The sequence below is a fragment of the Psychrobacillus psychrodurans genome (assembly GCF_050209195.1).
In the GTDB taxonomy this organism is placed as follows: Bacteria; Bacillota; Bacilli; order Bacillales_A; family Planococcaceae; genus Psychrobacillus; species Psychrobacillus psychrodurans.
On record NZ_CP189791.1, the window covers coordinates 3,945,062 to 3,968,075 of the forward strand.

Genomic DNA, 23,014 nt, shown 5'->3' on the forward strand with positions numbered 1-23,014 from the left:
CTACCTTCTCCTTTCGCTTGAAGCCTTGAATTTGTTTATTTGCATCGCAATATCTTTAGCCTCTGCCAAAGCTGAAATCACCGCAACACCCGCTGCTCCTGCTTTCCAAACAGCTCTTGCGTTATCTGGTGTAATCCCACCAATACCTACAACAGGGATTTCTGAGAACAGCTGAGAAATCTCCATGATTCTATTAACTCCAGCTGGTGCCTTGGCATCATGTTTCGATTGGGTTTCGTAAACTGGACCTACTCCCAGGTAATCAGCTCCCTCTTTAACTGCGATTTTCGCTTCCTCCATAGAATGGACCGAAACACCAATGATTTTCCCTTCTCCAATACGAGAACGGACCGACGCGCAGTCAAGATCCTCCTGCCCAACATGGACCCCGTCAGCTCCAATCATACATGCTAGCTCGACGTCATCGTTTACGATGAAAGGCACCCGATGAGTATTACAGAGCTTCTTGCATTCCAAAGCAAATCTTCTCAATGCATCTCCTTTTAACGCAAAGGGCCCTTTTTCCCTCAACTGGAAAAGACTGATTCCTCCAAGAAGTGCTTGTTCAAGAAGCACAAGTGGCTCTTTTCCTTTGACGTTGGCAGTGCCCATAATAAAATAAATAGCAGGTTTACTGAACAAGCTGCACCTCCTCCTTAGTGCCGAATTTATGATATGCTGCATGATTCGTAGGTCCATGCCCAGCACCGATATTTAGAGGATGGGAAATAGCTGCCTGTATAAACTGTTTTGCTGTATATAAGGATTTTTGCAACGGATTTCCTTTAGCCAATTCTGCTGTCAATGCGGCTGAGAAAGTGCAACCAGTTCCATGCGTATGGTTAGTATGAATCCGTGGTGAGCGCATTGTTAATGTGTCGCCATTCCGGTGCAGATAAAAATCCTCTGTAAAGTTTGTGTCTGTACCATGTCCACCTTTTATCACCACTGCCTCGGCTCCTGTCGCTAAGATCCACTTTGCCGCTCTTAGCCTGGAAACAGAATCATGGATTTCCAAGCCACTTAAGACTTCAGCTTCTGGAATATTTGGCGTTACAACTGTGGCTAGCCTCAGCAAACAATTCATCAACGCATCTACCGCTTCCTGCTGTAAAAGAGAAGCTCCCCCTTTTGCAATCATGACCGGATCGACGATGACGTTCTGCCATCCGTACTTCTTTATTCCTCGGGCTGCTTCTTCAATAATGTCCGCATTGAATAGCATTCCTGTTTTTAATGCGGAAATCTGAAAATCTGTGCCTATAGCCTTCAGTTGTTTTTCTACTGCGGTTCTATCCATCGGGTAAATACCGGTTAGACCAAGTGTATTCTGAGCTGTCACTGCTGTAATAACTGAAGTTGAATAAACCCCAAGCTCCTGGAATGTTTTGATATCTGCTTGAATTCCAGCTCCGCCTCCAGAATCAGATCCTGCAATAGTCAAAACTTGTTTGATATTTCCCATATCGCAACCTCCCCTAAACGGATTCAATTATCATAATTTCCTTGTGGCTTTGATGCCAATCCATCCAGAAAAGCAATCTGGAAGCTGCCCGGCTCTTGTGAATGTGGAGCTACTTTTTCTCCGCACATTGCATAAAAGCGTAGTGCCTCTACAGTAGCAACCATAGGTTGACCTGGCGATGTAGCCAAAAACGCTGCCACCACGCCACTTAAAAGACATCCCATTCCAGTCACAAACGACATAAGTGGTGTACCATAAGGAATCTCCTCCACGTCTTCACCGTCAGTTACAACATCAATTTCACCAGTTACCGCAACGATCAACTTATATTTCCGTGCCATCTGCTTTGCAAGTTCGACGACATCTACATTTCCCTCTCCAGCATCAACGCCTTTTGCCTGCCATTCAACACCGGCAAGTGCTGCCAGTTCCCCGGCATTGCAACGAAGGACGGTAATGTTAACATCTTCTATCAACTGACGGATAGCCGATAATCGGAAGGCAGTTGCACCTGCTCCCACAGGATCCAAAACGATTGGAATGCCCTTACTGTTTGCAGTTTTCCCTGCTAAGAGCATACTGCTTAAAGTAAGTTTATTTAAAGTCCCTATATTAAGCGACAAGGCATCAGCTAACACGGCAAGTTCCTCTACCTCTTCGTATGCTTCTCCCATAATTGGAGAAGCTCCGAGTGCTAATAGCCCGTTTGCTTGGAAATTTGAAACGACGTGATTAGTAATACAATGGACTATTGGCCGTTTTGTACGTAATGATGCAAGCATAGTTACACCTCCGCCTTGCTCGAGACATTTACTGACCAAGTTTCCATCGTCCATGCCTGTTCCCAAAAATTCCATTCATAATAGCTGCTCCTACGAAATCGATCTTTCAATTCTTGTCGCCGTTTTTCAGGTAAATTCTCTGCGAGGTGATCCATTCGGATAATCTGTTCATTAACAAGCTCCTTGAACCATTCAGATCCATATGTTGCAATCCATTTTTGATAAATGGGATGTTTTGGAGTTGCTTCTTTCAATCGTTCACCTATTTCATAATAAAGCCAGTAGCATGGGAGAATTGTAGCTAACACATCTGCAAGATCTCCTTCTGCTGATCGGTACATATGAGAAACATATGAATATGCAGTTGGAGACGGCTCAAACGTAGCCCAGTCCGTTTCCTTTACATTAAGCAATTCCATAAACGATTCATGCAAAGCCATTTCTGCGGCGCAGGTTTGTTCAGAATGGTATGCAAATCTTTTCGTTGTCTCCAAATCCGTAGCTTTTACCGCTCCGATTGCCTGAACTTTTGCAAAATGTGTTAAATAATAGGCGTCTTGCATGACGTAATACTTGAACACATCAAGTGGCAATGTTCCTTCCTCTATCCCTTTCACAAACGGATGGTCGAAACTCGCTTCCCATAAATCATTGCACTCATTCCTTACTTCTTTGCAAAATGTCATTTTTCTCCATCTCCTTTTTGGCAAATAAAAACACCGCTTTCCAGAAAAGGAAAGCGGCGATTAGTAAGCAGAAGAAAATAAAAATAAGCATACGTTCGCCCACTTCCCTCCGCTGGTATGATCCAGATCAGGTTCAAAGGGTCCAAGCTCTGCTTGTCTCAGCCGTTAAACGGCTCCCCTAGTGGATAGCGATATTCTTTTGTCAAAATTACTATAGCATAAAAGAAAAAATTATTCAAAAATTCCAGAAAATTTTTACGAGTTTACCAATTTTGTAGAGTACACCTTTTCCGAATTACAAATCTTAAAAGGGACTAAAGAATTTTCTCTTTAGTCCCTCACCCTCAATGTGTACTCCAGCATTGCCTATATCTAACCTAATTGGTTCGCACCCATTTTAGTATTATTAAATTATATAACACTATTTTCGGTCTTCTTCAGGTTTGAATGTTTTACAGCACGTATCTGCAGAATGACCTGCTTCCTCAGAAATAGTGCGGTAATCAAATTCAGAAGCAAACTCTGTATTATTGTGGTTTGCATGGTAATCCATATCTATTTCAATTTTTTCTGCTCCACAAACATTTCCTTTTGCATGGAAAATACAATTTGATACAGTACATTTCACTTCTACATTTGGCATGACTGTCCTCCTCATTGAGATTTATTGAGAAGTACAAAAATGTACTCCTCATAGATTATCTTGTCCAATTCAACGTTTTTAATTTATATAAGATGTTTTCTTTCTGCAAATTTTGGTTCCTCAACTTTAACTTTTATCGACTTGATATAATTTACCCGATTATGCAGTTTAATCAATATATAAATGCGTAGTATCTTTACATTCTATTAATTGTTCTGTATTCTTTTCTAAAAAAGCAATATATTTATCGGATAATGCATTTCCAAAGCTAAATCTTTTAACTCCTAGTTCTTTAAGCTTGTTACAATTCGTTAGTCCCGGTAAAGATAATACATTAAGTGGAGCATTTATTTTCAATGCAACTTCTCTTATATCTTCTTCTAATTTCATTCCGGGAACAAAAATTCCACTAGCTCCACTTTCTACATAGGATTTTGCTCGATCAATTGTTTCCAATAGAGGATTTTCCCTCTGAAAATAAGTGTCAGTTCTAGCATTGATATAAAAGTTTTTAAAACCATTTGTATCTAACGCGATTCTTATTTTTTCTAATAGGTTGCAGTGTTTAGATATTTCTCTTAACCCTTTCTGTTTTTTTAGTGAATCCTCAATATTGATACCTACAACTCCAATATCTGCTGTTTTCAAAACGTTATTAACAACTATCTCCACATTTTCACTATAGCCTGCCTCAATATCCGCGGAAACGGGTATATTCACATTCTCAGCAATAGTTTTTATGATTGATAAATGTCTATCAAAATCAATTAATTCACCATCAATATAACCTAGGGAATTAGCAATCCCCCAACTCGTCGTTCCTATAGCTTTGAACCCTACTTTTTCGAGTGTTAAGGCCGATAATAAGTCCCAAGCATTTCCTAAGAATAGTAATTCTTCGGATGTATGAAGGTCATTAAATTCTTGTATTTTAGTCATGTTTGCTCCTCCTAACTGTTGTTGTATCTTATATTAACAAGTTATTTACAACCACTTCGACCTCATTCTTGCCCTTATGGTCCTAGCGATTAAAAAAGAGAAGCTTTTACAAGAAAGCGAAAGCGTTTTGTTTGGGAAATGACTAAGTTCGTAAAATCATGGACCTATCTGAACTACTGACTATAACTAAATTCTGTAGACCTCCGACCATGTTCTAAGCTAGAAAGAAAATGAGTAAAAGGCAAACAATTTCTATATAAATAAAAAAAGACCCTTTAATCTATCGATGGATAGATTAAAGGGTCTATGTTGTATTTCTAATACTATTCATTATTACTCAATTCTTTAATTCTCTATTTTTAATTTAGCCTGTTAAATCTCTTCATTAAAGAAACATTGTCATTAGGTAAAAATGTTACTAAAGTTCCTTAATAAGCATTGATGCTACATCTAAAGAATTAACTATAGACCTGCTCTTTTTTGCTTAAACCAAGGGCTTCAGCGGTTGAAGTATGAATTTCGTCCAAAAGCTCGGGGTTGTCCATTAATGACACTCCGTAAGATGGAATCATCTCTTTAATTTTTGGCTCCCATTCTTGCATATGTTGTGGGAAGCATCTACCAAGAATTTCAAGCATGGCATGAACAGCTGTAGAAGCACCTGGAGAAGCACCTAGTAATGCTGCGATTGAACCGTCAGCGGCAGTAACAATCTCTGTACCAAATTGAAGAGTTCCTTTACCACCGGCTTCTGTATCTTTGATAACTTGTACACGTTGGCCTGCTACTACTGTATCCCAATCCTCCAGTTTAGCATTCGGTATAAACTCTCGAAGCTCTTCAATACGCTTTTCTTTCGATAACATAACTTGCTGGATTAAGTATTTTGTCAATGACATCTCTTTGGCACCTGCCGCCAACATAGTTACAACATTGTCCGGTTTTACGGAAGTTACCAAATCAAACATGGAACCCGTTTTTAAAAATTTTGGCGAGAAACCAGCAAATGGTCCGAATAGCAACGACTTTTTATTTTCGATAAATCGAGTATCTAAGTGTGGTACAGACATTGGTGGAGCACCAACCTTAGCTTTGCCGTATACTTTAGCATGATGCTGCTCTACCACTTCCGGTTTGTTACACACTAAAAATAGTCCGCTTACCGGGAATCCTCCAATATGTTTTCCTTCAGGAATACCGGATTTTTGTAGTAGATGAAGACTACCACCACCACCACCGACGAAGACGAAGTCCGCAGTGTGGTTTTCGATTTTGCCTTCTGCGTTATTTTTCACTTTTATTTCCCACTTGTTATCACTCGTACGTTTAACATTATCTACACTACTATTAAATTTAATCTCAACGTCTTTAGTCATTAAGTGGTCAAGTAACATACGAGTTAAAGCACCAAAATTAACATCCGTTCCAGAGTCTATTTTTGTTGCTGCAATAGCCTCATTAACTGGACGATTTTCCATAATAAGTGGTATCCATTCCATAAGTTTTGCTGGATCATCGGAAAATTCCATCCCTTGGAACAGGGGATTTTGTGACATTGCTTCGAAACGTTTCTTTAAAAACGCTACATTTTCTTCTCCCTGTACCATACTCATATGAGGCAATGGCATGATAAAGTCTTTTGGATTATCTATTAGCTTACTATTAACAAGATAAGACCAAAACTGCATAGATAGCTGGAATTGTTCATTTATATTGATAGCTTTGTTAATATCTACAGAGCCATCTGGTTTTTCAGAAGTGTAGTTAAGCTCGCACAGTGCAGCATGACCTGTACCTGCGTTATTCCATTCGTTAGAGCTTTCCTCACCTGCTTTATCGAGCTTTTCAAATACTTTAATATTCCATTCCGGTTTTAATTCTTTCAGCATTGTCCCCAAAGTAGCACTCATAATTCCGGCACCTATTAAGATTACTTCTGTTTTAGTTTCTTTGTTGATCATATTAACCTTCCTTACTCCGTATATTTGTATAGAGGATGTATACTACTTAGGCATAACAATATGTCAAGTTGAATTACAGGAATACATCTTTTTGTCTACTATAACCATATCATATATTAGAATTATTTATTGATAAATTATCTTCTATTATAAGCTATTTGAAAGCGATTTAAAAGCTAGTAAATAGTGAGAAGTTCATCTGGTAAGACCTAGAACACCAGGAATTTCCAAAGTATAGATGAGGATTCCAAATGATAAATAATTATTAAAACTCAATAAATTCATTAACTATTTAACTTCCTATAAATCCCCACTAATTGTTCCCTTTCCTCCTCTGTTAGCTTTTCAAATAGCTTCCTACGCAGTAATTGGCCCTCTTGGTTGGCTCTATAAACCATATCAATACCCATATCGGTGATTTGTATATAGATAATTCTACGGTCAAACTCATCCGTTAATCTAACTGCTAATTTTTTCTGTACAAGTTTTTCCGATAAGTGCGTTAGGGTGGCAGGAGTCAGTCCTAGAGACTTCGCAATATCTGATGGTCGACTTTTTCCTTTTGCCTGTAAATGGCCAAGAACAAGAATATGAGATACACCTAGCTCTTCATTGAACGTCTTATTCCACTGAATGATTAAGTTATTTGTAAAGTTATCCATACTATGGATTAATTCAAAAATTGTTTGTTCTTTCATAAGAAATGTTCCTCGCTTTCAATAAGTAAAAGCCCCTAATCAAAATTAGGGGCTACTTTAGCATACGCATTATTGAGCTGAGAATCCACCATCAATAACCAACTCTGCACCTGTAATGTAAGATGAATCATCAGAAGCTAAGAACAAAGCTGCTTTTGCAATATCTGTAGGTTGGCCTAATCGTTGCAAAGGAGTCATTTGAATTAAGCGACCAAGAAGTTCTTTTGATGAGTTTAAAGATTGAGTCATTGGTGTTTCTATAATCCCAGGGAATAGGGCATTGACGCGAACCCCTTTAGTACCAAAGGTTGTTGCTGCTGCTTTAGATATCGCACGTACAGCTCCTTTAGATGCGGAATAATGATTAAACCCTTGTCCAATTTGAGCTGTATAAGATGAAATATTAATAATTGAACCTTTCCCTTGTGCTGCCATATACGGAGCAATATGCTTCATGCCAGAAAATGGACCAAAGCCATTAATAGATAGCATCTTTTGCCAATCATCTAAATCGATTTCTTGGAATGGTTTTTCTGAAGAAATTCCGGCATTATTTACTAAAACATCAATTCTCCCAAAACGATCATTCACTTCTTTTGCTAATGCTTCCCAATCGTTATCTGAAGCAACGTTTAACTTCATCCCATAGACGTTTTCTTTTTGACTTGCTCTTGCAAGTGCTTCCTCATTAATATCTGCTGCAATTACGATAGCGCCTTCTTTACTAAACAAATCAACCATGCATTCGCCAATACCTGAAGCTCCTCCAGTAATAATAGCTACTTTATTATCTAATCTTCCCATGCTAATCTCTCCTTAACGTAATTTTATAGATCCACCATCAACCATAATGGTTTGACCAGTTATATAATTTGAATCTGCACTTGATAAAAATACAGCTACTTGTCCAATATCTTGCTCTGGATCACCAAGTCGACGTAATGGAATCTTGTTAATCATGGCATCATATAATTGCGGGGCGCTTTCACGCCATTGCTCAACTCCTGGAGTTAAGGCAATTGGTGAAATCAAGTTAACATTGATACCGTCTGGACCCCATTCATTTGCTGCAACACGTGATATTGCTCGAATTGCTTCTTTCGCTGCAGCATAAGAAGTTTGTGTGACTTGTCCATCAATACCAGCACCTGAAGCAAAGTTAATAACTTTACCTTGTGATTTCTTTAACTCTGGATAAGCTGCCTGCATAAAGTGGAATGTAGGATAAAAGCCTGTTCCAAATGATAGATCAAGGTGATCTTGTGTTGTTTCTATAAAAGGTGCTTGCCTTGAGACATGCGCATTATTAACCATAATATCTAACTTGCCAAACTTCTTTACAACTTCGGCAACAATTTCGTAAACATTTTCTTTTATAGAGATATCTTTAATAATAAGTAATCCTTCTGTATATTGACTGACCTCAGCAAGAGTTTCTTTTCCTTTTTCTTCATTGACATCGACGATTGCAATATGTGCACCTTCTTTGGCCATTGCAAGCGCAATTCCTCTGCCAATACCTCCAGCACCACCCGTTACAATTGCAACTTTTCCTTGTAACTTCATTAGAATAACCTCTTTCTATTTATATTTAGATATCTAAATATATTACATCTAAATAATATCAAATTCTTTTCTTAAAGTGCAAGTAAAAAGATTCAAGTATTTGACATAACTTAAGTTGAAAGAAAGCAAAATGCACAGGCGATTTTTTATACAAATCACCTGTGCATTAGTATTTTTTTATATAAGTTACTTAGTTAATCCCAGAAGCCTTCTTGCTCTAATTTCTTTTTTCCTCTAAAAGCAATAAGTACACATACAATATTAATGATCAACATAATAACTATTGCATACAAAACGGACGTATAACTTCCCGTAAAGTCAAATACAAAACCATAGGCTGGTAAAACAACAATAGATGCTATTGCTAACCCCATGGAAGCGTTTGAATATATTTGACTGTATTCTTTGTTCCCAAATAGACTTGAAGTAAGTGCTGGACCTAATGTTCCTATAGAGGAAGATATTAAACCGAATAGGCCTACTGCAACTGTTATTACAACTGTGCTAGATGCGGAGAATAATAATAGACAAATCGCTATCAAACCGCCACTCATGGCAAAAATAGCTGTATTTTTGGAGCCAATCTTATCACTTAAGATACCAATAGCTAATGATCCAATAAGAACACCAACCATATAGGTTCCCATTACATTACCAGCAAAGGTTACATCAAAACCTTTAGCCATCAAATAGGTTGGAATGTGCATCGAAAAGCTTGCAATAGATGTAATTAGAAAGAAAAAGATTACTAGTGCATAAAAAGCCGAAGATTTTCTCGCTACAGCCATTGATACCCCTTTATTGCTAGTTTCACTCGGTGTACCTGTACCGTTATCTTCCACTTCTTCTATACCATAAGGAAGTAGTCCCTTGTCCTGAGGTAATTTTTTTATAAAAAGTAATATAATTGGAACAACAATAATAATAATTGTGATCCCGACAATCATATAAGAGGTTCTCCACCCTTGATTGGCAATAAGGTTCCCGATAATTGGTTGCGAGATGGCACCAAGTGCTCCTCCTGCTGCACTCATGATTCCAAGTGCTAGACCATTGTTCTTTTTAAACCACTGATTAATTAGGACTGGACCAGCAATTACAGTTATAAACACACCACCAACTGCTAGTGGTACTGCGTATATATACCAGCCCCATACAGAATTCATCAAACTAAACATTGCAAATGCTCCAGCTTGTAAAACTATCGCAACACTTAGGAGTAACCGTGTATCATATTTCGCCATTAGTTTACCGCCTATCGGTAAAAAGACCATTGTGACAATTGCAGATACACTAAAATATAATGATAGACTTCCCATTCCAATTCCAAGCTCTTTCGTGATAGGTGACAAAAATAGCCCAGAGGAATTATTTAAACCGCCTTTTCCTAAACCGACGATAATACATAGTGCTAATAAAATCCACCAAGCATAGTGAATTTTCTTTCTATTTTGACCCATGTAGTTTCTCCTATTTCTATATCTCTATTATTTATTTTTGTTAGAATATTGCTAGATTTTTTAATTATGTCCAAGCACTAGTAGGCTTTTATTTAGCTTTGCGCTTTTTTCATATATTCGTTAAAATCTGGAACACTTGGATTTGCAATATAATGTCCACCTTCTACTTGGATTGTTTGGCCAGTAATAAACTTAGATTCATCTGAAGCTAAAAATAACACTGTATATCCAATATCATCCGGTTCACCATGGTATGGTAGTGTATTATATTTTGCAAATATATCTAGTACCTCTGGTGTCATATTGTTCTTAGCGGCAGGGGTCAAAATTAAACCAGGTGCAACAGCATTACAACGGATCTTATCCTTCCCGTATTGGGTAGCAATATATTTCGTAAGATTTACTACAGCTGCTTTTGATGCTCCATATGCAGCACGAATAGTATCACCAGTAAATCCTGCCATTGATGCTGTATTTATAATAGAGCCACCACCAGCTTCAATCATATGCGGTATAGCAAATTTACTACCTATTAAGACACTCTTTAGATTCACGTTCATAAGTCGATCCCACTCACCAAGATCTATATTAACGACATCTAAATCCTTCTTAAGATTAGTCAAACCAACGTTATTAAATAGAACCGAAATTTTGCCAAAGTTCTTAACGGTAAACTCAATAGCTTCCTTAATAGAATTTTCATCGCCAGCATCAAGGAAAATACCGAAAGCATCTCCTCCATTAGCTTTAATATTCTCTGCTGCTTCTCTTGCACCTTCCATATTAAAATCGGCAATAACTACTTTTGCACCTTCTTTTGCCAATAATGCGGCTGTTGATAATCCTATACCTGATGCTCCCCCTGTTACTAGTGCCACCTTACCTTGTACTCTTCCCATTGTTTAATAACTCCCTTCTCCAGTTACACCAAAATCAATTAGTGTCATCTCTATTAAATTATAATTAGATATCAAAATATTTGGCATCTAAATAATATCAGAAATTTTTTTCTACTGCAATGAGTTCTTTGTTTAAACTCTTATAAAAGAATCGTTTTTGCACTATCTTAGTATGGAATAAATATATTAGTATAGATAAAACGCTTACCGAATGTATAACTAAAAAAGGACCATTCTTAGTTGTAAACAACTTGAATAGCCCTTCATTATATTTATACTAGAACGCTGGAATTGCAGTTTCATCATAATTTTCTTCTAAAAACTTTCTTACTTCTTGACTCGTCATAGCTTCCGCTAGCTTTTGGATGGCCTCTGATTCAGCATTATCCTTGCGTGCAACTAGTGTAATTGCAAAATCATTTTCGGATCCTTCCGTAAGGAGAGCATCACTTTTTGGCGTCAATCCAAGTGGTGCAGCATATGCAGGTGTCATGATTACTGCATCTGCATCATCATACATTCTCGCCAACATTAACAAATCTACTTCTTCAAACTTATAATTTTTTGGGTTGTCCAAAATATCAGCTTTCGTGTAATATGGACCAGTTTTTTCTTGTAAAGTGATGGCATTATGTTGAGCTAACAATGCCAATGAACGATCTATATTAGAAACATCGTTCGCAATGGCGATTACGGAATCCTCCGGTAATTCATCCATTGAATTATAGTCTTTAGCATATACACCATAATTCGCAAAATATATAGGAACAATAGGGACTAGTTCTGCATCATTATTTCTATTGAATTGCTCCATATAAGGAACATGTTGAAAGAAGTTTGCATCTACTTCATTTGCTGCAAGCGCACTATTAGGCTGAACGTTATCACTTAATACAACAATTTCAAGATTAATCGATTCTTCTGCTAGTTTTGGTTTAACAAGCTCAAGAATTTCCGTCATCGGAGGGATTAACGAAGCAACTTTCAATGTAACTTCTTGTCGATCATTACCTTGCACTTTTTTCTGGTCATTTACTTCTTCCTTTTGCCCACAACCAGCTAATATTAATGTGATCATTGTAATTAGTAAGAATATTTTTTTCATTTTATTTCCTCCTATTATTTATCTTTTATCAATCAATCTGGATACAGTTGTTCCAACGAATTGCAAGAGCTGTACAAGTATGACCATAATAATAATCACATAAATCATCAAATCTGTTTTGAATTGCTGATATCCATACCGAATGGCAAAGTCTCCTATACCACCACCTCCGACAACTCCCATGATCGTCGAGTACGAAATAAAGCTAATAATCGAAGTTGTTAATCCAAGAACAAGTCCAGAACGGGCTTCAACATACAGAAATTTAAAAACAACTTCTTTAACAGAAGCACCCATTGAAACCGCCGCTTCAATTACACCTTTTGGTACGTCCAATAAAGACTGCTCAACTAATCGTGAATAATGCGCGATTGCTATTATCGATAATGGAATAGTTGCAGCAGCTGTGCCAATGGCTGTTCCCATGATTAGCCTTGTAAAAGGGATTAAAAATACAACTAGTAATAAAAATGGAAAAGAACGTACTATATTTACCAATAAATTTAGTGACGAGAAAACAAACTGGTTCTCAAGTATTTGGTTCTTCCTGCAAAGAAAAAGTAACGTCCCAACTGGAAGACCTACTAGAATCGCCGCTAAAACAGAAACACCAACCATAACAAAGGTTTCTCCAATAGATGACCAAATTTCAGCTTCATATTGAACTAATATATCAGGCATGATCCATCTCACCGTCCTTTGTTAATTGTTCTACAAAGTACTTTGGACTATTGTCTGTATTTAGAATCCTTTTTGGTTTAATTGTTACGGTGTCATAGACTTCTCCATCCGCCATTACAGTTACTCGGTTACATATACTTTTAATCACTTCCATCTCATGGCTGACAATGACAATTGTAACCCCAAAGCTTTTATTTATGTTTTCCAATACACTTAATATTTCTGCAGTCGTATTAGGATCTAGAGAAGAGGTTGGTTCATCACACAACAAAACTCGGGGGTTATTCGCTAACGCTCTTGCGATCGCAACGCGTTGTTTTTGTCCACCACTTAATTGTGCGGGATACTTTTCCTTTAAACTCTCTAACCCAACAAATTGAAGACATTCTCCTACACGGCTCTTGCGTTCTTCCCTCGGAAAGTTTGCCAACTCTAAGGATACAGCAACATTTTCGTAAACCGTTTTATTCGCTACTAGATTATAGTGTTGAAAAATCATCCCTATGGATTTCCGAGCTTGTCGGAGTTCTTTGCTATGTAAATTTGTTAACGTTTGACCATTTATCTCAACTTCTCCTTCATCGGGAATTTCCAACAGGTTCATCAACCTTAGCACGGTAGATTTACCTGCTCCACTTGCTCCGATAATTCCATGAATCTCTCCTGCATTTACTGTTATAGATATAGATTTAATGGCCTGAAACCGGGAATAACTTTTACTGACCTTATGTAACTTAATCATAAAAAAAACCCCTTTCTAGTAGTTGAAGGGTGATTACAATAGCTTCAATTATAGACTAATATGCTTAGGCTGTCATTTTACCAGATAATTTCGTCAACGAGGAAAAAGTCAGGGAGCCTATTGTGGTCTAATCCCCGGAAGGTTGACTATAGAATTCAAAGACAGGTGCAGTACATGTAAATTAGTCGACCAAACGAATAAGTGTAAGAAAAATATTAAAAGAAAGAAAAATAGTTATCCAACCATAACTCCTTTAAGAAGAGGATATGGCTAGACAACTATCGTTTCCCTTTTTACCATAATTCACTTTGGTAATGGATTATTTTAATTTGAACTAGAACTGGGCTAATATTTATAAAACGATATAGTCTGAACTGAACCCCGAATAGTGGACACTTTAAAAAAAGTGCCCTTTCGGGGTTTTTTCTATGGAAAAAGCCCGTTATACTAAAACCTAATATATAGGAACGGGAGTTACACTTATGAGTAAAATCTATTTTAATGAACATCAACGACAACTGTTAGAAGCCAATCCTAATGTAGCTTCAGTATCTGATCGAGCGATTCAATATACACCTGAGTTTAAAAAAATAGCAGTCGAACAGAATTTAGCAGGTAAAGGTCCTTCACAAATCTTTATAGAAAATGGATTTGATCTTGAAATGATTGGTTCTACCAAAGCTAAGAATTCTTTAAACCGTTGGAGAAGAACCTTCAATCAATATGGTGAAGATGGATTTTTTGAGGAGCGTCGAGGTAAAGGAAGTACAGGTCGACCGAATACAAAAAATCTATCACCCAATAAGAAACTGGAAAAAGCAGAAGCTCGTATTCGTTATTTAGAAGCGGAAATCGAACTACTAAAAAAGCTGGAGGAACTCGAAAGGCAGGCGAAGAAACGCTAGTAGCTGCACATAAAAAATACGAAATTATCAATGAAGTAATTCGCAAATACCAACTAATAAATAGCGTCTCTGAATTATGTGCAGTTGCGAATGTTAGTCGCAGCGGTTATTATGCATGGATGCAGAACACGGAAAAACATGCATTACGAGCGCATAATGATTATGAAGATTATCTCTTTTTAAAGTGCATCTACGATGCATTCAAAGGGAAAATTGGCTACCGTGGGCTTTATATGGAAGTGTGTGCGTTACTTGAAACACCAATGAATCCAAAGAAAATCCGTCGTCTAATGAGAAAATACAATTTCTTTGCGAAAGTACGTCGGGCAAACCCATATAGAAATATTGCAAAAGCAACTCAAGAACATAAGACATTACCAAATGTTTTAAATCGCGAATTTACACAAGATGAACCTGGAAAAGTATTCTTAACCGATATTACCTATTTGAAGTATCGTGGAAAAACAGCGTACCTCTCCTGTGTAAAAGATGTAGCTACACGTGAAATAGTCGCTTATGAATTATCTCAAACGCTAAAAATGACTATCGCTTACAATACGCTCGTTAAGTTGAAAGAAAAACTAGTGGAAAATGTTCATCCAGAAGCCATGATCCATTCTGATCAGGGATTCCATTATACACATCCAGAATTTCAAAAACGATTGAAACAAATGAATATGAAGCAATCTATGTCTCGAAGAGGCAACTGTATCGATAATGCACCAATGGAGTCCTTCTTTGGACACATGAAAGATGAGATGGAATATAAACAATCAAAAACCTTTGATGAATTAAAACAACGGGTTGATAGCTACATGATTTTCTACAACGAATCAAGAAAACAATGGAATCTAAAAAAGATGACTCCGGTAGAATACCGAAGCCATCTGATAGCTGCTTAAATAGAAGGTTGCTTTTATTATACTGTCCAAAATTTAGGGCGCAGTTCAGTCTTTCAAGTACTTTTTCATTTTTATACGAGTCGAGCATTGACTCACTACTTTTGCTGGTACTCCATTGAATATAAATCATTTAGTGTCAATTTACCAAAGCTAAAATCAGTCAACTGTTGAGCTATTAAATACTGTGTGATGCTACCTAACGTGTCTGTGTCCTGCTTACTTACATCGATAAGTGTTTTGCCACTTGGTAATGTCTGCACATGTAGTTCTGAAAATTGCTTATTAAATCCTTCAAGATGCTCTTGTGAAAAATTGGAGACTCGGACCGTTGTTACCTTATTGTCAGTAAAGCAAGGTACCAATTCATCTACTAGCTTTAGTTCCCCAGTTTTCATAAAAAATATACGGTCCGCATATTGCTCAAGGTTTTCTAATAAATGTGATGCAATAATAATTGTTTTACCTTCCGCTTTCTTTTGCAAAAGTATTTGGGATATTAGCTCTACATGCGTTGGATCTAAGCCATTCATAACTTCATCCATCAGCATCACCTGTGTGTCAGAGACAATTTGCATAGCAAAGCATAACCGTTGGCGCATTCCTAAAGAATAGGTGCCTGTTTTTTTCTTCACATATGATTCCATTCCAAGCTGTACAATCGTGTCGTCAATTAACTTGGGATTACTATTCCACATTGCTTGATAGATCTTCAGATGGTTCTTTCCAGATACATGATTATATAAATCACTTTGGTCCGGCATCATAGATACACCTTGATGGATCTTCACCTCGTTTGCTTTACTTGAATATTGCAATTCATGATTTAAAATCACCTGTCCTTGATTGGGAGACAAATAATTCATGATTACATTCATCAGTGTCGATTTCCCAGTTCCATTGGGGGCTACTAAACCAATGATTTCCCCCGGTTGGAACTTAATCGATATATCCTTTAATACCTGTTTGTCTCCAAACTGAACGCGTATTTTCTTTAATTCCAACATATTTAACACCCTTTCTCTATGCTATTAACTTAAACCTTTTAAATTTACTCACAATCAGCGTCAATATCACCAAGAAGAGTGTACAACATCCTATAATTGTTAACCCGTGTTGGTAAGTTAAGTCAGGCGACTGATAAACAAAATTTCTATATCCTGAAATGACTTGTCCTACTTGTACATATGATGTTGGATAGCGCTCAATATCTGAATATGCTCCCATTACTCTTTCAAAATAAAACCACTCAGCTGCAATTATGATAAAGCCGACAAATAAATTAGCAAACTCAGCTTTTACAATGATACTTAGGAACAAAATGATTGCTATTAAGAATAAGAACCAAACACCAATAAACAATATGTTTTTCAATAGAAATGTACTCATAGTCATATTGGTAAAGGTTTCTTCTATGTAAGAATAGAAAGGCACCGGGAGTGAAAAATTACCAAAACCATTTTGTAATCCGATAGCTATTAAAACTACGTATAGAGGAACAAATGACAAAATACTTCCTACAAAAGCAACTAGCCCTTTCATCAATAGCTTTTTCCAATCGGAAATCGGAAATCCTTTTAATAAACTAGGGTTACGACGATCTTTCAACACAATATCTACAGATAAAAAGATACAACTTATAAACAGTACAATTGGTAGATAATCATTTAACATACGTTGTAACGTTTGTAGAGCAGTTCTTTCTTCAAACAAGTCCATCGACAGCTCAGAACTTCCTTCTACATAACCAGTAAAACGGCTAGCCGTATAGCCATAACCATAATGACCATCAGCATGGGCATAATTATTACCATAGGTGTAATAGAGAGGATTATAGAAGAAAGAGTCACCGTTAACAGTCAGTTGGTCTGAATATAGGTACCATCCCGCTGTTGCTTCTGCATACTTTAAATAATCCTTTTCATTAATTGCATCAATTCTTGCCCGATCATATTCATTCCACTGAGGGAATACTGCAAGTGCAAACGCAACTGAAGGATGTATATTATCTTTTCCTTCTACACTTTTGATAAAATCATCTCTCGTCGTGAAACGTGCTTCCATCTCAGCTACATCTACTTTTTCAATAGGTTCATACGAAGGTGCAACTTTTAATACAAAATATAAACCTAAAAAAAGTAAAATGACATAAACAGCTATGTTTTTCTTATTCGTAAAAAATTGCTTAAACTCCCATTTAAAATAAGCCCACATGTCTTACACCTCCCTATATTTTCTGAAGCTTACCTGTCGATAAAAACCATTTAATAACTGCCATCAGCAATACTATGCTAATGCATAAATAGACCAAGCCTGCATTGCTATTCAACGCGACCGGGGTTTCTAAATTCAGAGTATCTCCATTTAAAACACTTGGAAAGTTTACATAGTTAAACGGATTAAATGGTAAAAGCTCAATTAGGGCTGGAAACAAAATTGGTATGACGACAAGGATGATCTGTACAAATAAAGTTAAATAAACATTTCTTAATAGTACATTTAAAATTACGGACAATAAAATTGCAAAAACTGCCAAGCAAATCATATATACAATCGAAACTGCTATGTATTTGTAAATTGGATAAATTGTTACTTCCCCATTAAAAACAGCTACTGGATATGAAGCTTGTCCCAATCCTTTAAAATAGATTAGCGGCAAACTACATACAATAAGCTCTATAATAAAAATAAAAACAATCCCCATTGAAGTCATACATTTCGCTAATACATACTTGGTAAAAGCAATAGGATAACCTTTAATAAGAGAGGTATGTCGGAAATCATCTATCATAATGTTAGATGCGTAAATACAAATAAGAACAAACCAAACTGATCCTACTATACTAAATAAAAACGCTAAAAATGGATAGAAGCTCAGTGAGCCAAAAGATAATACTAAATCGTTCTCCTTTAAATATTGGTAATAGTAGGAATCCATTTCATTTTGTATTTTGGAAGGCAAGTTTACAGCTACCAGATCATAATCATCCATTTCAAATGCTTGTTTGCGTAATTCGGTTAACTCTATTGCTGTTTCTATAAATAACTCTGGCTGCTCTGTTTTTAATGCCATCCCTTGTTTTGGGTAAGTGTAATATTGTTTCACGATATTTTTGTATATATCACTACCATCCCCGTATTCACTAGCATCAACAATTTGAAATTTATTCATAGCTACCTTGGCTGGTAACGATTCAATTGATTTTTCCTTAATCGGATTGCCTAACTCTGTTGCATTCGCATAAACAACCATCCCAATAATACTTAGCGCTACAATTAAACAAGCAAAAATATTCTTCTTATCTGTCCTTTCTATTATAAAAAGCGTTTTCAACATACTTCTCATACGATTTCACTCCTCCAGCAAAAGCATGATGAAAGTAATTCATCATCTGTATTATCCATTAAATTTCATATACTTTATTAATACTCCGTTTATTTAAGTTACATATAGGTATTTGAAATGAGATAATTAACAAGAATATTTTTAATTATCTATTAATAATTCTATACTCATCCGAAATATACCTTCTTTAGAAAAAAAAGTAACATTATATTACATACTTTTCGTTAGTTAAAATTTATAAAAGTGATAATTTTAAAAGCATGTGATTGTAGCTAAATTGCTTTTTGACAAAATTTATAGTTTACTTTAAATTAGTAAGTAGTTAACCACTTACTAATAAGAAGAGGAGGTAATAATGGTATGTCTCGACCACGTGAATATTCGGATGAACGAATTTTTCAAGGTATTCATTCAGCCTTAAGCAAATATGGTTACACAAAATTGACTCTAGATAATATCGCGAAGGAAATTATAATATCTCCTGCTGCACTTTCTAAACGATTTGGCTCTAAAAAAAATCTACTCCTTTTCTATATGGATACTGTCATTAAGTTGACCACTCAAAGTTTTGTGACTTCGCGTTCTGTATCTGGCTCTAAATTGCACGCTTTAAAATCTCTCCTTATTCAATCTCTTGGAAAGGTAGAAGATGCGCAGACACTTGCTAACATCACTTCACTTTTTATTGAATCTGTTTCTGATATAGACTTTCTAGAATATTCTCAACGTCGTTTGCAGCTTATTAACGAAGAGGTTCAATATTTCCTTCGTGCAGCTATAGAGGACGGTGAGCTTTTAAATATCGAACTAGACCAAGTGGAAACAACAGCCCGCATTCTACAAGGTGCTATAGCTGGATCCCTCATGATTTGGCTAAATAATTCTACACGGACATTGGAGCAATGGCTTGATGACTGCTTCAATATTATATTGAAGCAATCTTGAGAATGTGAAAGAAAGGAATGAATCTGATGCCGGTATATGAGGTAAATAACGTTAAGCTTTTTTATAAAATTAACGGATCAGGGGAACCTATTATTTTCACTCATGGACATTCGATGTATCACAAACAATGGGAACCTCAAGTAAAAGAGTTGTCAAATGACTATCAAACCATTGTTTGAGATGTACGTGGCCATGGATATTCTAGCTTGCCCTCTGGCAAGGTAGATCCTGAGGATTTCTCGAGAGATTTAATTTCACTACTGGATTATCTCGAAATCCAGTCAACAGTCTTATGTGGCTTATCAATGGGCGGACATATTTCGATTCAAACAGCTATTCGGTATCCGGAAAGAGTAAAAGGTCTTATTTTAATTGGTACTCCATTTACAAATAGTTTTAACTGGTTCGAAAAATATACAACTCCTATTAGTAAGTTTAGCCTTCGTTTTCTTCCGTTTAATATGACTGCAAAATGGACCGCCGATGTTATCTCAAAGATTAATCCTGAAAATCACGCTTTCGTTATGGAATCCTTCTCTAAGATGACAAAAGATAATTTCTTACGTCATTGGAGTGGAAATTTGCGAATGGAAAGTAAAAATGATCTAAATAAAATTCAGTGTCCAACTATGATTTTGCATGGTGAAAAGGACAATATGGTCGGAAGACAACAGCAATATTTGACAGCTAACATCAAAGATGCTGAATTTTATATAATTACTAATGCGCATCATCTAACGAACAGAGATAATCCGGAGGATGTTACGGATCATATCCAAAATTTTATGAAGCCATTAAAATAAAATATATTAAATTTGTTTGGTTCTTCTTCTATCTTTTTAATTGCTACCCTCAACTGCATTTTCCTTTGAAAGTTCAGTTGCATTATTTAAGAATTATTACGTATTGATTTTAGGAGGTTTTTACGCATAATTGTTACTAAGGAGGGAATTTCAAATTGAGTGGACAAAATATTAGCACTACAGTTTCAGGAGATCTAATTGTTACGCATCTTATTGGTAAGATTAATACCAACGATGTCAGTGAATGGTTTAACGGCTTTAATCAGGCTTGTCAGCTTTTTATTTCCGAGGGTCGTAAATTCAAATTGTTAGTGGATAGAAAAGGATACACTCCCGATCATTTTTCTGTTCAAAAAGCATGGAAAGATAAGTTCTTCAGTGAAGACATTTTGAATCATAGCAAGGCAATTGCGTTTCTCCTTGAAGAAGGGGAAATAATGAATTATTTACAGCAAACCAATGCAAAGGAATCCGTAAACTTCTTCAATAATTATGAGCAAGCATTAATTTGGTTAAAGGAATACCCATTATAAATCCTGTATTGAACCAGTTGCTTAATGGACTGGTTTTTTTGTCCGTATTTCTTTTCCAAATTGCTTAGCAACTCTAGAATAATACGGGTCACAGTGATAGGACAAAGTAAGTTATTTATAGTAAATACTATTTTCGACCTGCATCATAAAGTAAATACTGTAAGGATATTTGCAATAACCAAAATTAAATATATACTTGCTATATAATTAAACTAGTAAATATTATAATGGGCTGTGATTAAATGACAATTAATAATCAAATGTACAATGTGGAAATAATAATGAGAGAGATGCTTGAAGTACAGCAAAAATCTATGATGTTTGTCAACATGCTCTCTGAAGGAGAATCATTATCTCAAAACCAGCTTATACTTCTTCTTCAATTGAAAATTAAGGGTGGAATGAAAGCAACTGAAATTGCTGATTTTTTCAGTGTAACACCTGGAGCAGTAACATCAATGTGCGATAAACTAGAAAAATTAGATCTATTAGAACGAATTAGAGAGAATGAAGATCGAAGAGTAGTGAAAATGGTTTTAACGAAGGATGGAGAAATTAAAGTACAAGAAATATTTTTGAAATTTCCACAAGAAAAACTAACAGATATTGCAAAAGTTTTAATTGATGTAAATCAGTTAATGGGAAAACTTTTAGGGATTTCATAAAAATTGAAATCCTTTTTTTATTGTCTCAATATGTGGTGTACCTATTTAAAATTGCCTTTTATGTACAATTTTTTGTTATTGACAAAATAAACCTCCATATAGTTTAATTAAAATATATTTTAGTTATTAAAATATACACTAATTAAATTAATGTGAGGTGTTATACATGACAAATGAACGAATTCCAAAGCTCCGCAGTTTAACATTTACAAGTGGCAATATTAAAAACTTAGCCACAGACTGTGAACAATTAAATATCCGAGGTTCTGTTGCTTTACACCAAGAAGTACGATTAAAGGAAATTTCCACACATGGTCATAGCTCTTTTCATTTTCTCGTTTCAGCACATATTTTTAAAAATACAGGAGCTTGTGTCATCAAAGGTTTTTGCGAAATTGATGAGCTTACAAATGCTGGAGACTTAAAACTGAGTTATGGAAAAATAACGAAGATTAACAGTTCAGGAAAGCTAACAATTGAACAAAGTTTACAGGTAAAACAGTTTCATGTAATTGGCATTATAAAAGCGAAGGAGATACAAGCAGCACAGTTTCATTTAAAATTGTCTGGTAGAAGTGACATCGAACAACTTATTGCAGATGAAATATGTGTAGAAAAAAATAATTTATCTATCTCTTTATTGAAGAAAAACCTGATTTGCAAATCCATAAAAGGGAAAAGTGTGCATCTTTCTAATACAACTGCGGAAATTGTTGAAGCGGATATTGTGACGGTAGGAGATAATTGTATTATACACACACTTTATTACACGGAGAGCTATTCAATCTCGCTAAATGCCAAAGTGCAGCATATTAGGAGTAAAAAGAAATGAAAATAATCCAAGCATTTTTTTGTTTATTAGCAATTCCGGTTCTATCTATTTTATATGTAGGGTTGATGGCAAGTGCATTAATATCAATCTTAGCAGGCATTTTGCGCACATTTGGACTGGACAAAATAGAAATGAGTATCTGGCAAGACGTTAACATTCCGGTGCCTTTAAGCATCCCTTTCTCACTAATTGTTTCTATATTGCTTTTCTTTTCCTCACTTTATGTAAAACGTTCTATGACATTCTGTATTTCCAAGCTTAGGTATTAAACTTCTGTACACCTATTTTCTGATTTTAATGCCTATAACGCTCATTTTTTAGAGTATTGACTAAACCACTAATCATCTAGGAGAAGAGTTACTAATGTAAATATGCTTTTCCTAATAATCACTTATATTATATAGAAGTTTTTGATACTTGAGCTAACAAATTAGCTTGCCTAGATAGGTGTGCGAGAAG

At 35.9% G+C, this 23,014-nt stretch carries 24 protein-coding genes, 2 pseudogenes and 1 riboswitch; of the genes and pseudogenes, 8 read left to right on the forward strand and 18 right to left on the reverse strand.

Annotated elements, in window-relative coordinates:
* The 15 genes from thiE to ACQCPR_RS19700 form a co-directional block, all read right to left on the reverse strand.
* A complete protein-coding gene (gene thiE, locus ACQCPR_RS19630; protein ID WP_340931023.1) occupies positions 1–684 on the reverse strand; it encodes a thiamine phosphate synthase in 684 nt (227 codons plus the stop codon).
* The gene (gene thiD, locus ACQCPR_RS19635) at positions 632–1,465 is read right to left on the reverse strand and encodes a bifunctional hydroxymethylpyrimidine kinase/phosphomethylpyrimidine kinase (protein WP_269921997.1); all 834 of its coding nucleotides are present in this window, start codon (positions 1,463–1,465) and stop codon (positions 632–634) included. Before thiD ends, thiE begins: the two co-directional genes overlap by 53 nt.
* Before the next feature lie 23 nt (positions 1,466–1,488).
* Positions 1,489–2,322: a hydroxyethylthiazole kinase gene (thiM, locus tag ACQCPR_RS19640; RefSeq protein ID WP_427137850.1), complete on the reverse strand. Its 834-nt coding sequence runs from the start codon at positions 2,320–2,322 to the stop codon at positions 1,489–1,491.
* Positions 2,250–2,933 carry a thiaminase II gene (tenA, locus tag ACQCPR_RS19645; RefSeq protein WP_427137851.1) on the reverse strand — a complete coding sequence of 228 codons (684 nt, stop codon included), beginning with the start codon at positions 2,931–2,933 and terminating at the stop codon, positions 2,250–2,252. Before tenA ends, thiM begins: the two co-directional genes overlap by 73 nt.
* Before the next feature lie 87 nt (positions 2,934–3,020).
* Positions 3,021–3,123: riboswitch (TPP riboswitch) on the reverse strand.
* Between the two features lie 231 nt (positions 3,124–3,354).
* On the reverse strand, positions 3,355–3,576 hold the full coding sequence (locus tag ACQCPR_RS19650; protein WP_090567473.1) for a DUF1540 domain-containing protein: 222 nt from the start codon (positions 3,574–3,576) through the stop codon (positions 3,355–3,357).
* Between the two features lie 168 nt (positions 3,577–3,744).
* Positions 3,745–4,515 carry an isocitrate lyase/PEP mutase family protein gene (locus ACQCPR_RS19655; RefSeq protein WP_090567470.1) on the reverse strand — a complete coding sequence of 257 codons (771 nt, stop codon included), beginning with the start codon at positions 4,513–4,515 and terminating at the stop codon, positions 3,745–3,747.
* A 458-nt stretch (positions 4,516–4,973) separates the two neighbouring features.
* The gene (locus tag ACQCPR_RS19660; RefSeq protein WP_336285736.1) at positions 4,974–6,500 is read right to left on the reverse strand and encodes a malate:quinone oxidoreductase; all 1,527 of its coding nucleotides are present in this window, start codon (positions 6,498–6,500) and stop codon (positions 4,974–4,976) included.
* A gap of 260 nt (positions 6,501–6,760) precedes the next feature.
* Entirely contained in the window at positions 6,761–7,174 is a 414-nt protein-coding gene (locus ACQCPR_RS19665; RefSeq protein WP_090567464.1) for a MarR family winged helix-turn-helix transcriptional regulator, read from the reverse strand.
* A gap of 69 nt (positions 7,175–7,243) precedes the next feature.
* A complete protein-coding gene (locus ACQCPR_RS19670) occupies positions 7,244–7,978 on the reverse strand; it encodes an SDR family NAD(P)-dependent oxidoreductase (protein ID WP_090567462.1) in 735 nt (244 codons plus the stop codon).
* A gap of 12 nt (positions 7,979–7,990) precedes the next feature.
* A complete protein-coding gene (locus tag ACQCPR_RS19675; protein WP_090567459.1) occupies positions 7,991–8,740 on the reverse strand; it encodes an SDR family NAD(P)-dependent oxidoreductase in 750 nt (249 codons plus the stop codon).
* A gap of 194 nt (positions 8,741–8,934) precedes the next feature.
* Positions 8,935–10,200: an MFS transporter gene (locus tag ACQCPR_RS19680; protein WP_427137852.1), complete on the reverse strand. Its 1,266-nt coding sequence runs from the start codon at positions 10,198–10,200 to the stop codon at positions 8,935–8,937.
* Between the two features lie 92 nt (positions 10,201–10,292).
* The gene (locus ACQCPR_RS19685) at positions 10,293–11,099 is read right to left on the reverse strand and encodes an SDR family NAD(P)-dependent oxidoreductase (RefSeq protein WP_090567453.1); all 807 of its coding nucleotides are present in this window, start codon (positions 11,097–11,099) and stop codon (positions 10,293–10,295) included.
* Positions 11,100–11,376: 277 nt separating this feature from the next.
* Positions 11,377–12,204, reverse strand: coding sequence for a MetQ/NlpA family ABC transporter substrate-binding protein (locus tag ACQCPR_RS19690; protein ID WP_427137853.1), 828 nt, complete (start codon positions 12,202–12,204; stop codon positions 11,377–11,379).
* An 18-nt stretch (positions 12,205–12,222) separates the two neighbouring features.
* Positions 12,223–12,885, reverse strand: a complete 663-nt coding sequence (locus tag ACQCPR_RS19695) for a methionine ABC transporter permease (RefSeq protein ID WP_090567446.1) — start codon at positions 12,883–12,885, stop codon at positions 12,223–12,225.
* Positions 12,878–13,627, reverse strand: coding sequence for a methionine ABC transporter ATP-binding protein (locus tag ACQCPR_RS19700; RefSeq protein WP_090567443.1), 750 nt, complete (start codon positions 13,625–13,627; stop codon positions 12,878–12,880). The genes ACQCPR_RS19695 and ACQCPR_RS19700 overlap by 8 nt, the downstream gene beginning before the upstream one ends.
* Positions 13,628–14,109: 482 nt before the next feature.
* Here ACQCPR_RS19700 and ACQCPR_RS19705 point away from each other — a divergent pair.
* Positions 14,110–15,434, forward strand: a protein-coding gene (locus tag ACQCPR_RS19705; protein ID WP_427137854.1) for an IS3 family transposase whose coding sequence is annotated in 2 segments (ribosomal slippage) — positions 14,110–14,506 and positions 14,506–15,434 — 1,326 coding nt in all. Because the reading frame shifts where the segments join, the coding sequence is not laid out codon by codon here.
* Positions 15,435–15,529: 95 nt separating this feature from the next.
* Here the strand turns inward: ACQCPR_RS19705 and ACQCPR_RS19710 are convergent.
* The 3 genes from ACQCPR_RS19710 to ACQCPR_RS19720 are packed head-to-tail and all read right to left on the reverse strand — an operon-like array spanning position 15,530 to position 18,777.
* Entirely contained in the window at positions 15,530–16,438 is a 909-nt protein-coding gene (locus ACQCPR_RS19710; RefSeq protein ID WP_427137855.1) for an ABC transporter ATP-binding protein, read from the reverse strand.
* Positions 16,439–16,454: 16 nt separating this feature from the next.
* Positions 16,455–17,645 (reverse strand): ABC transporter permease, encoded by a 1,191-nt coding sequence (locus tag ACQCPR_RS19715; protein WP_427137856.1) that lies wholly within the window; start codon positions 17,643–17,645, stop codon positions 16,455–16,457.
* 13 nt (positions 17,646–17,658) lie between these two features.
* Positions 17,659–18,777 (reverse strand): hypothetical protein, encoded by a 1,119-nt coding sequence (locus tag ACQCPR_RS19720; protein ID WP_090567434.1) that lies wholly within the window; start codon positions 18,775–18,777, stop codon positions 17,659–17,661.
* Positions 18,778–19,137: 360 nt separating this feature from the next.
* On the opposite strand from ACQCPR_RS19720, the gene ACQCPR_RS19725 reads away from it, so the two are divergent.
* The 7 genes and pseudogenes from ACQCPR_RS19725 (at position 19,138) to ACQCPR_RS19755 (ending at position 22,824) form a co-directional block, all read left to right on the forward strand.
* On the forward strand, positions 19,138–19,722 hold the full coding sequence (locus ACQCPR_RS19725; RefSeq protein WP_090567431.1) for a TetR/AcrR family transcriptional regulator: 585 nt from the start codon (positions 19,138–19,140) through the stop codon (positions 19,720–19,722).
* Between the two features lie 26 nt (positions 19,723–19,748).
* Complete coding sequence (locus ACQCPR_RS19730; RefSeq protein WP_427137857.1) at positions 19,749–19,901, forward strand: alpha/beta fold hydrolase; 153 nt, start codon at positions 19,749–19,751, stop codon at positions 19,899–19,901.
* A 12-nt stretch (positions 19,902–19,913) separates the two neighbouring features.
* Positions 19,914–20,525 (forward strand): annotated as a pseudogene (locus ACQCPR_RS19735) (alpha/beta fold hydrolase); the annotation flags it as partial.
* Between the two features lie 126 nt (positions 20,526–20,651).
* Positions 20,652–21,058 (forward strand): annotated as a pseudogene (locus tag ACQCPR_RS19740) (STAS/SEC14 domain-containing protein).
* Between the two features lie 242 nt (positions 21,059–21,300).
* Entirely contained in the window at positions 21,301–21,723 is a 423-nt protein-coding gene (locus ACQCPR_RS19745) for a MarR family transcriptional regulator (protein WP_090567422.1), read from the forward strand.
* A gap of 166 nt (positions 21,724–21,889) precedes the next feature.
* On the forward strand, positions 21,890–22,555 hold the full coding sequence (locus ACQCPR_RS19750; protein ID WP_427137858.1) for a hypothetical protein: 666 nt from the start codon (positions 21,890–21,892) through the stop codon (positions 22,553–22,555).
* Complete coding sequence (locus ACQCPR_RS19755; protein WP_090567416.1) at positions 22,552–22,824, forward strand: hypothetical protein; 273 nt, start codon at positions 22,552–22,554, stop codon at positions 22,822–22,824. Before ACQCPR_RS19750 ends, ACQCPR_RS19755 begins: the two co-directional genes overlap by 4 nt.
* Positions 22,825–23,014: the final 190 nt, after the last annotated feature.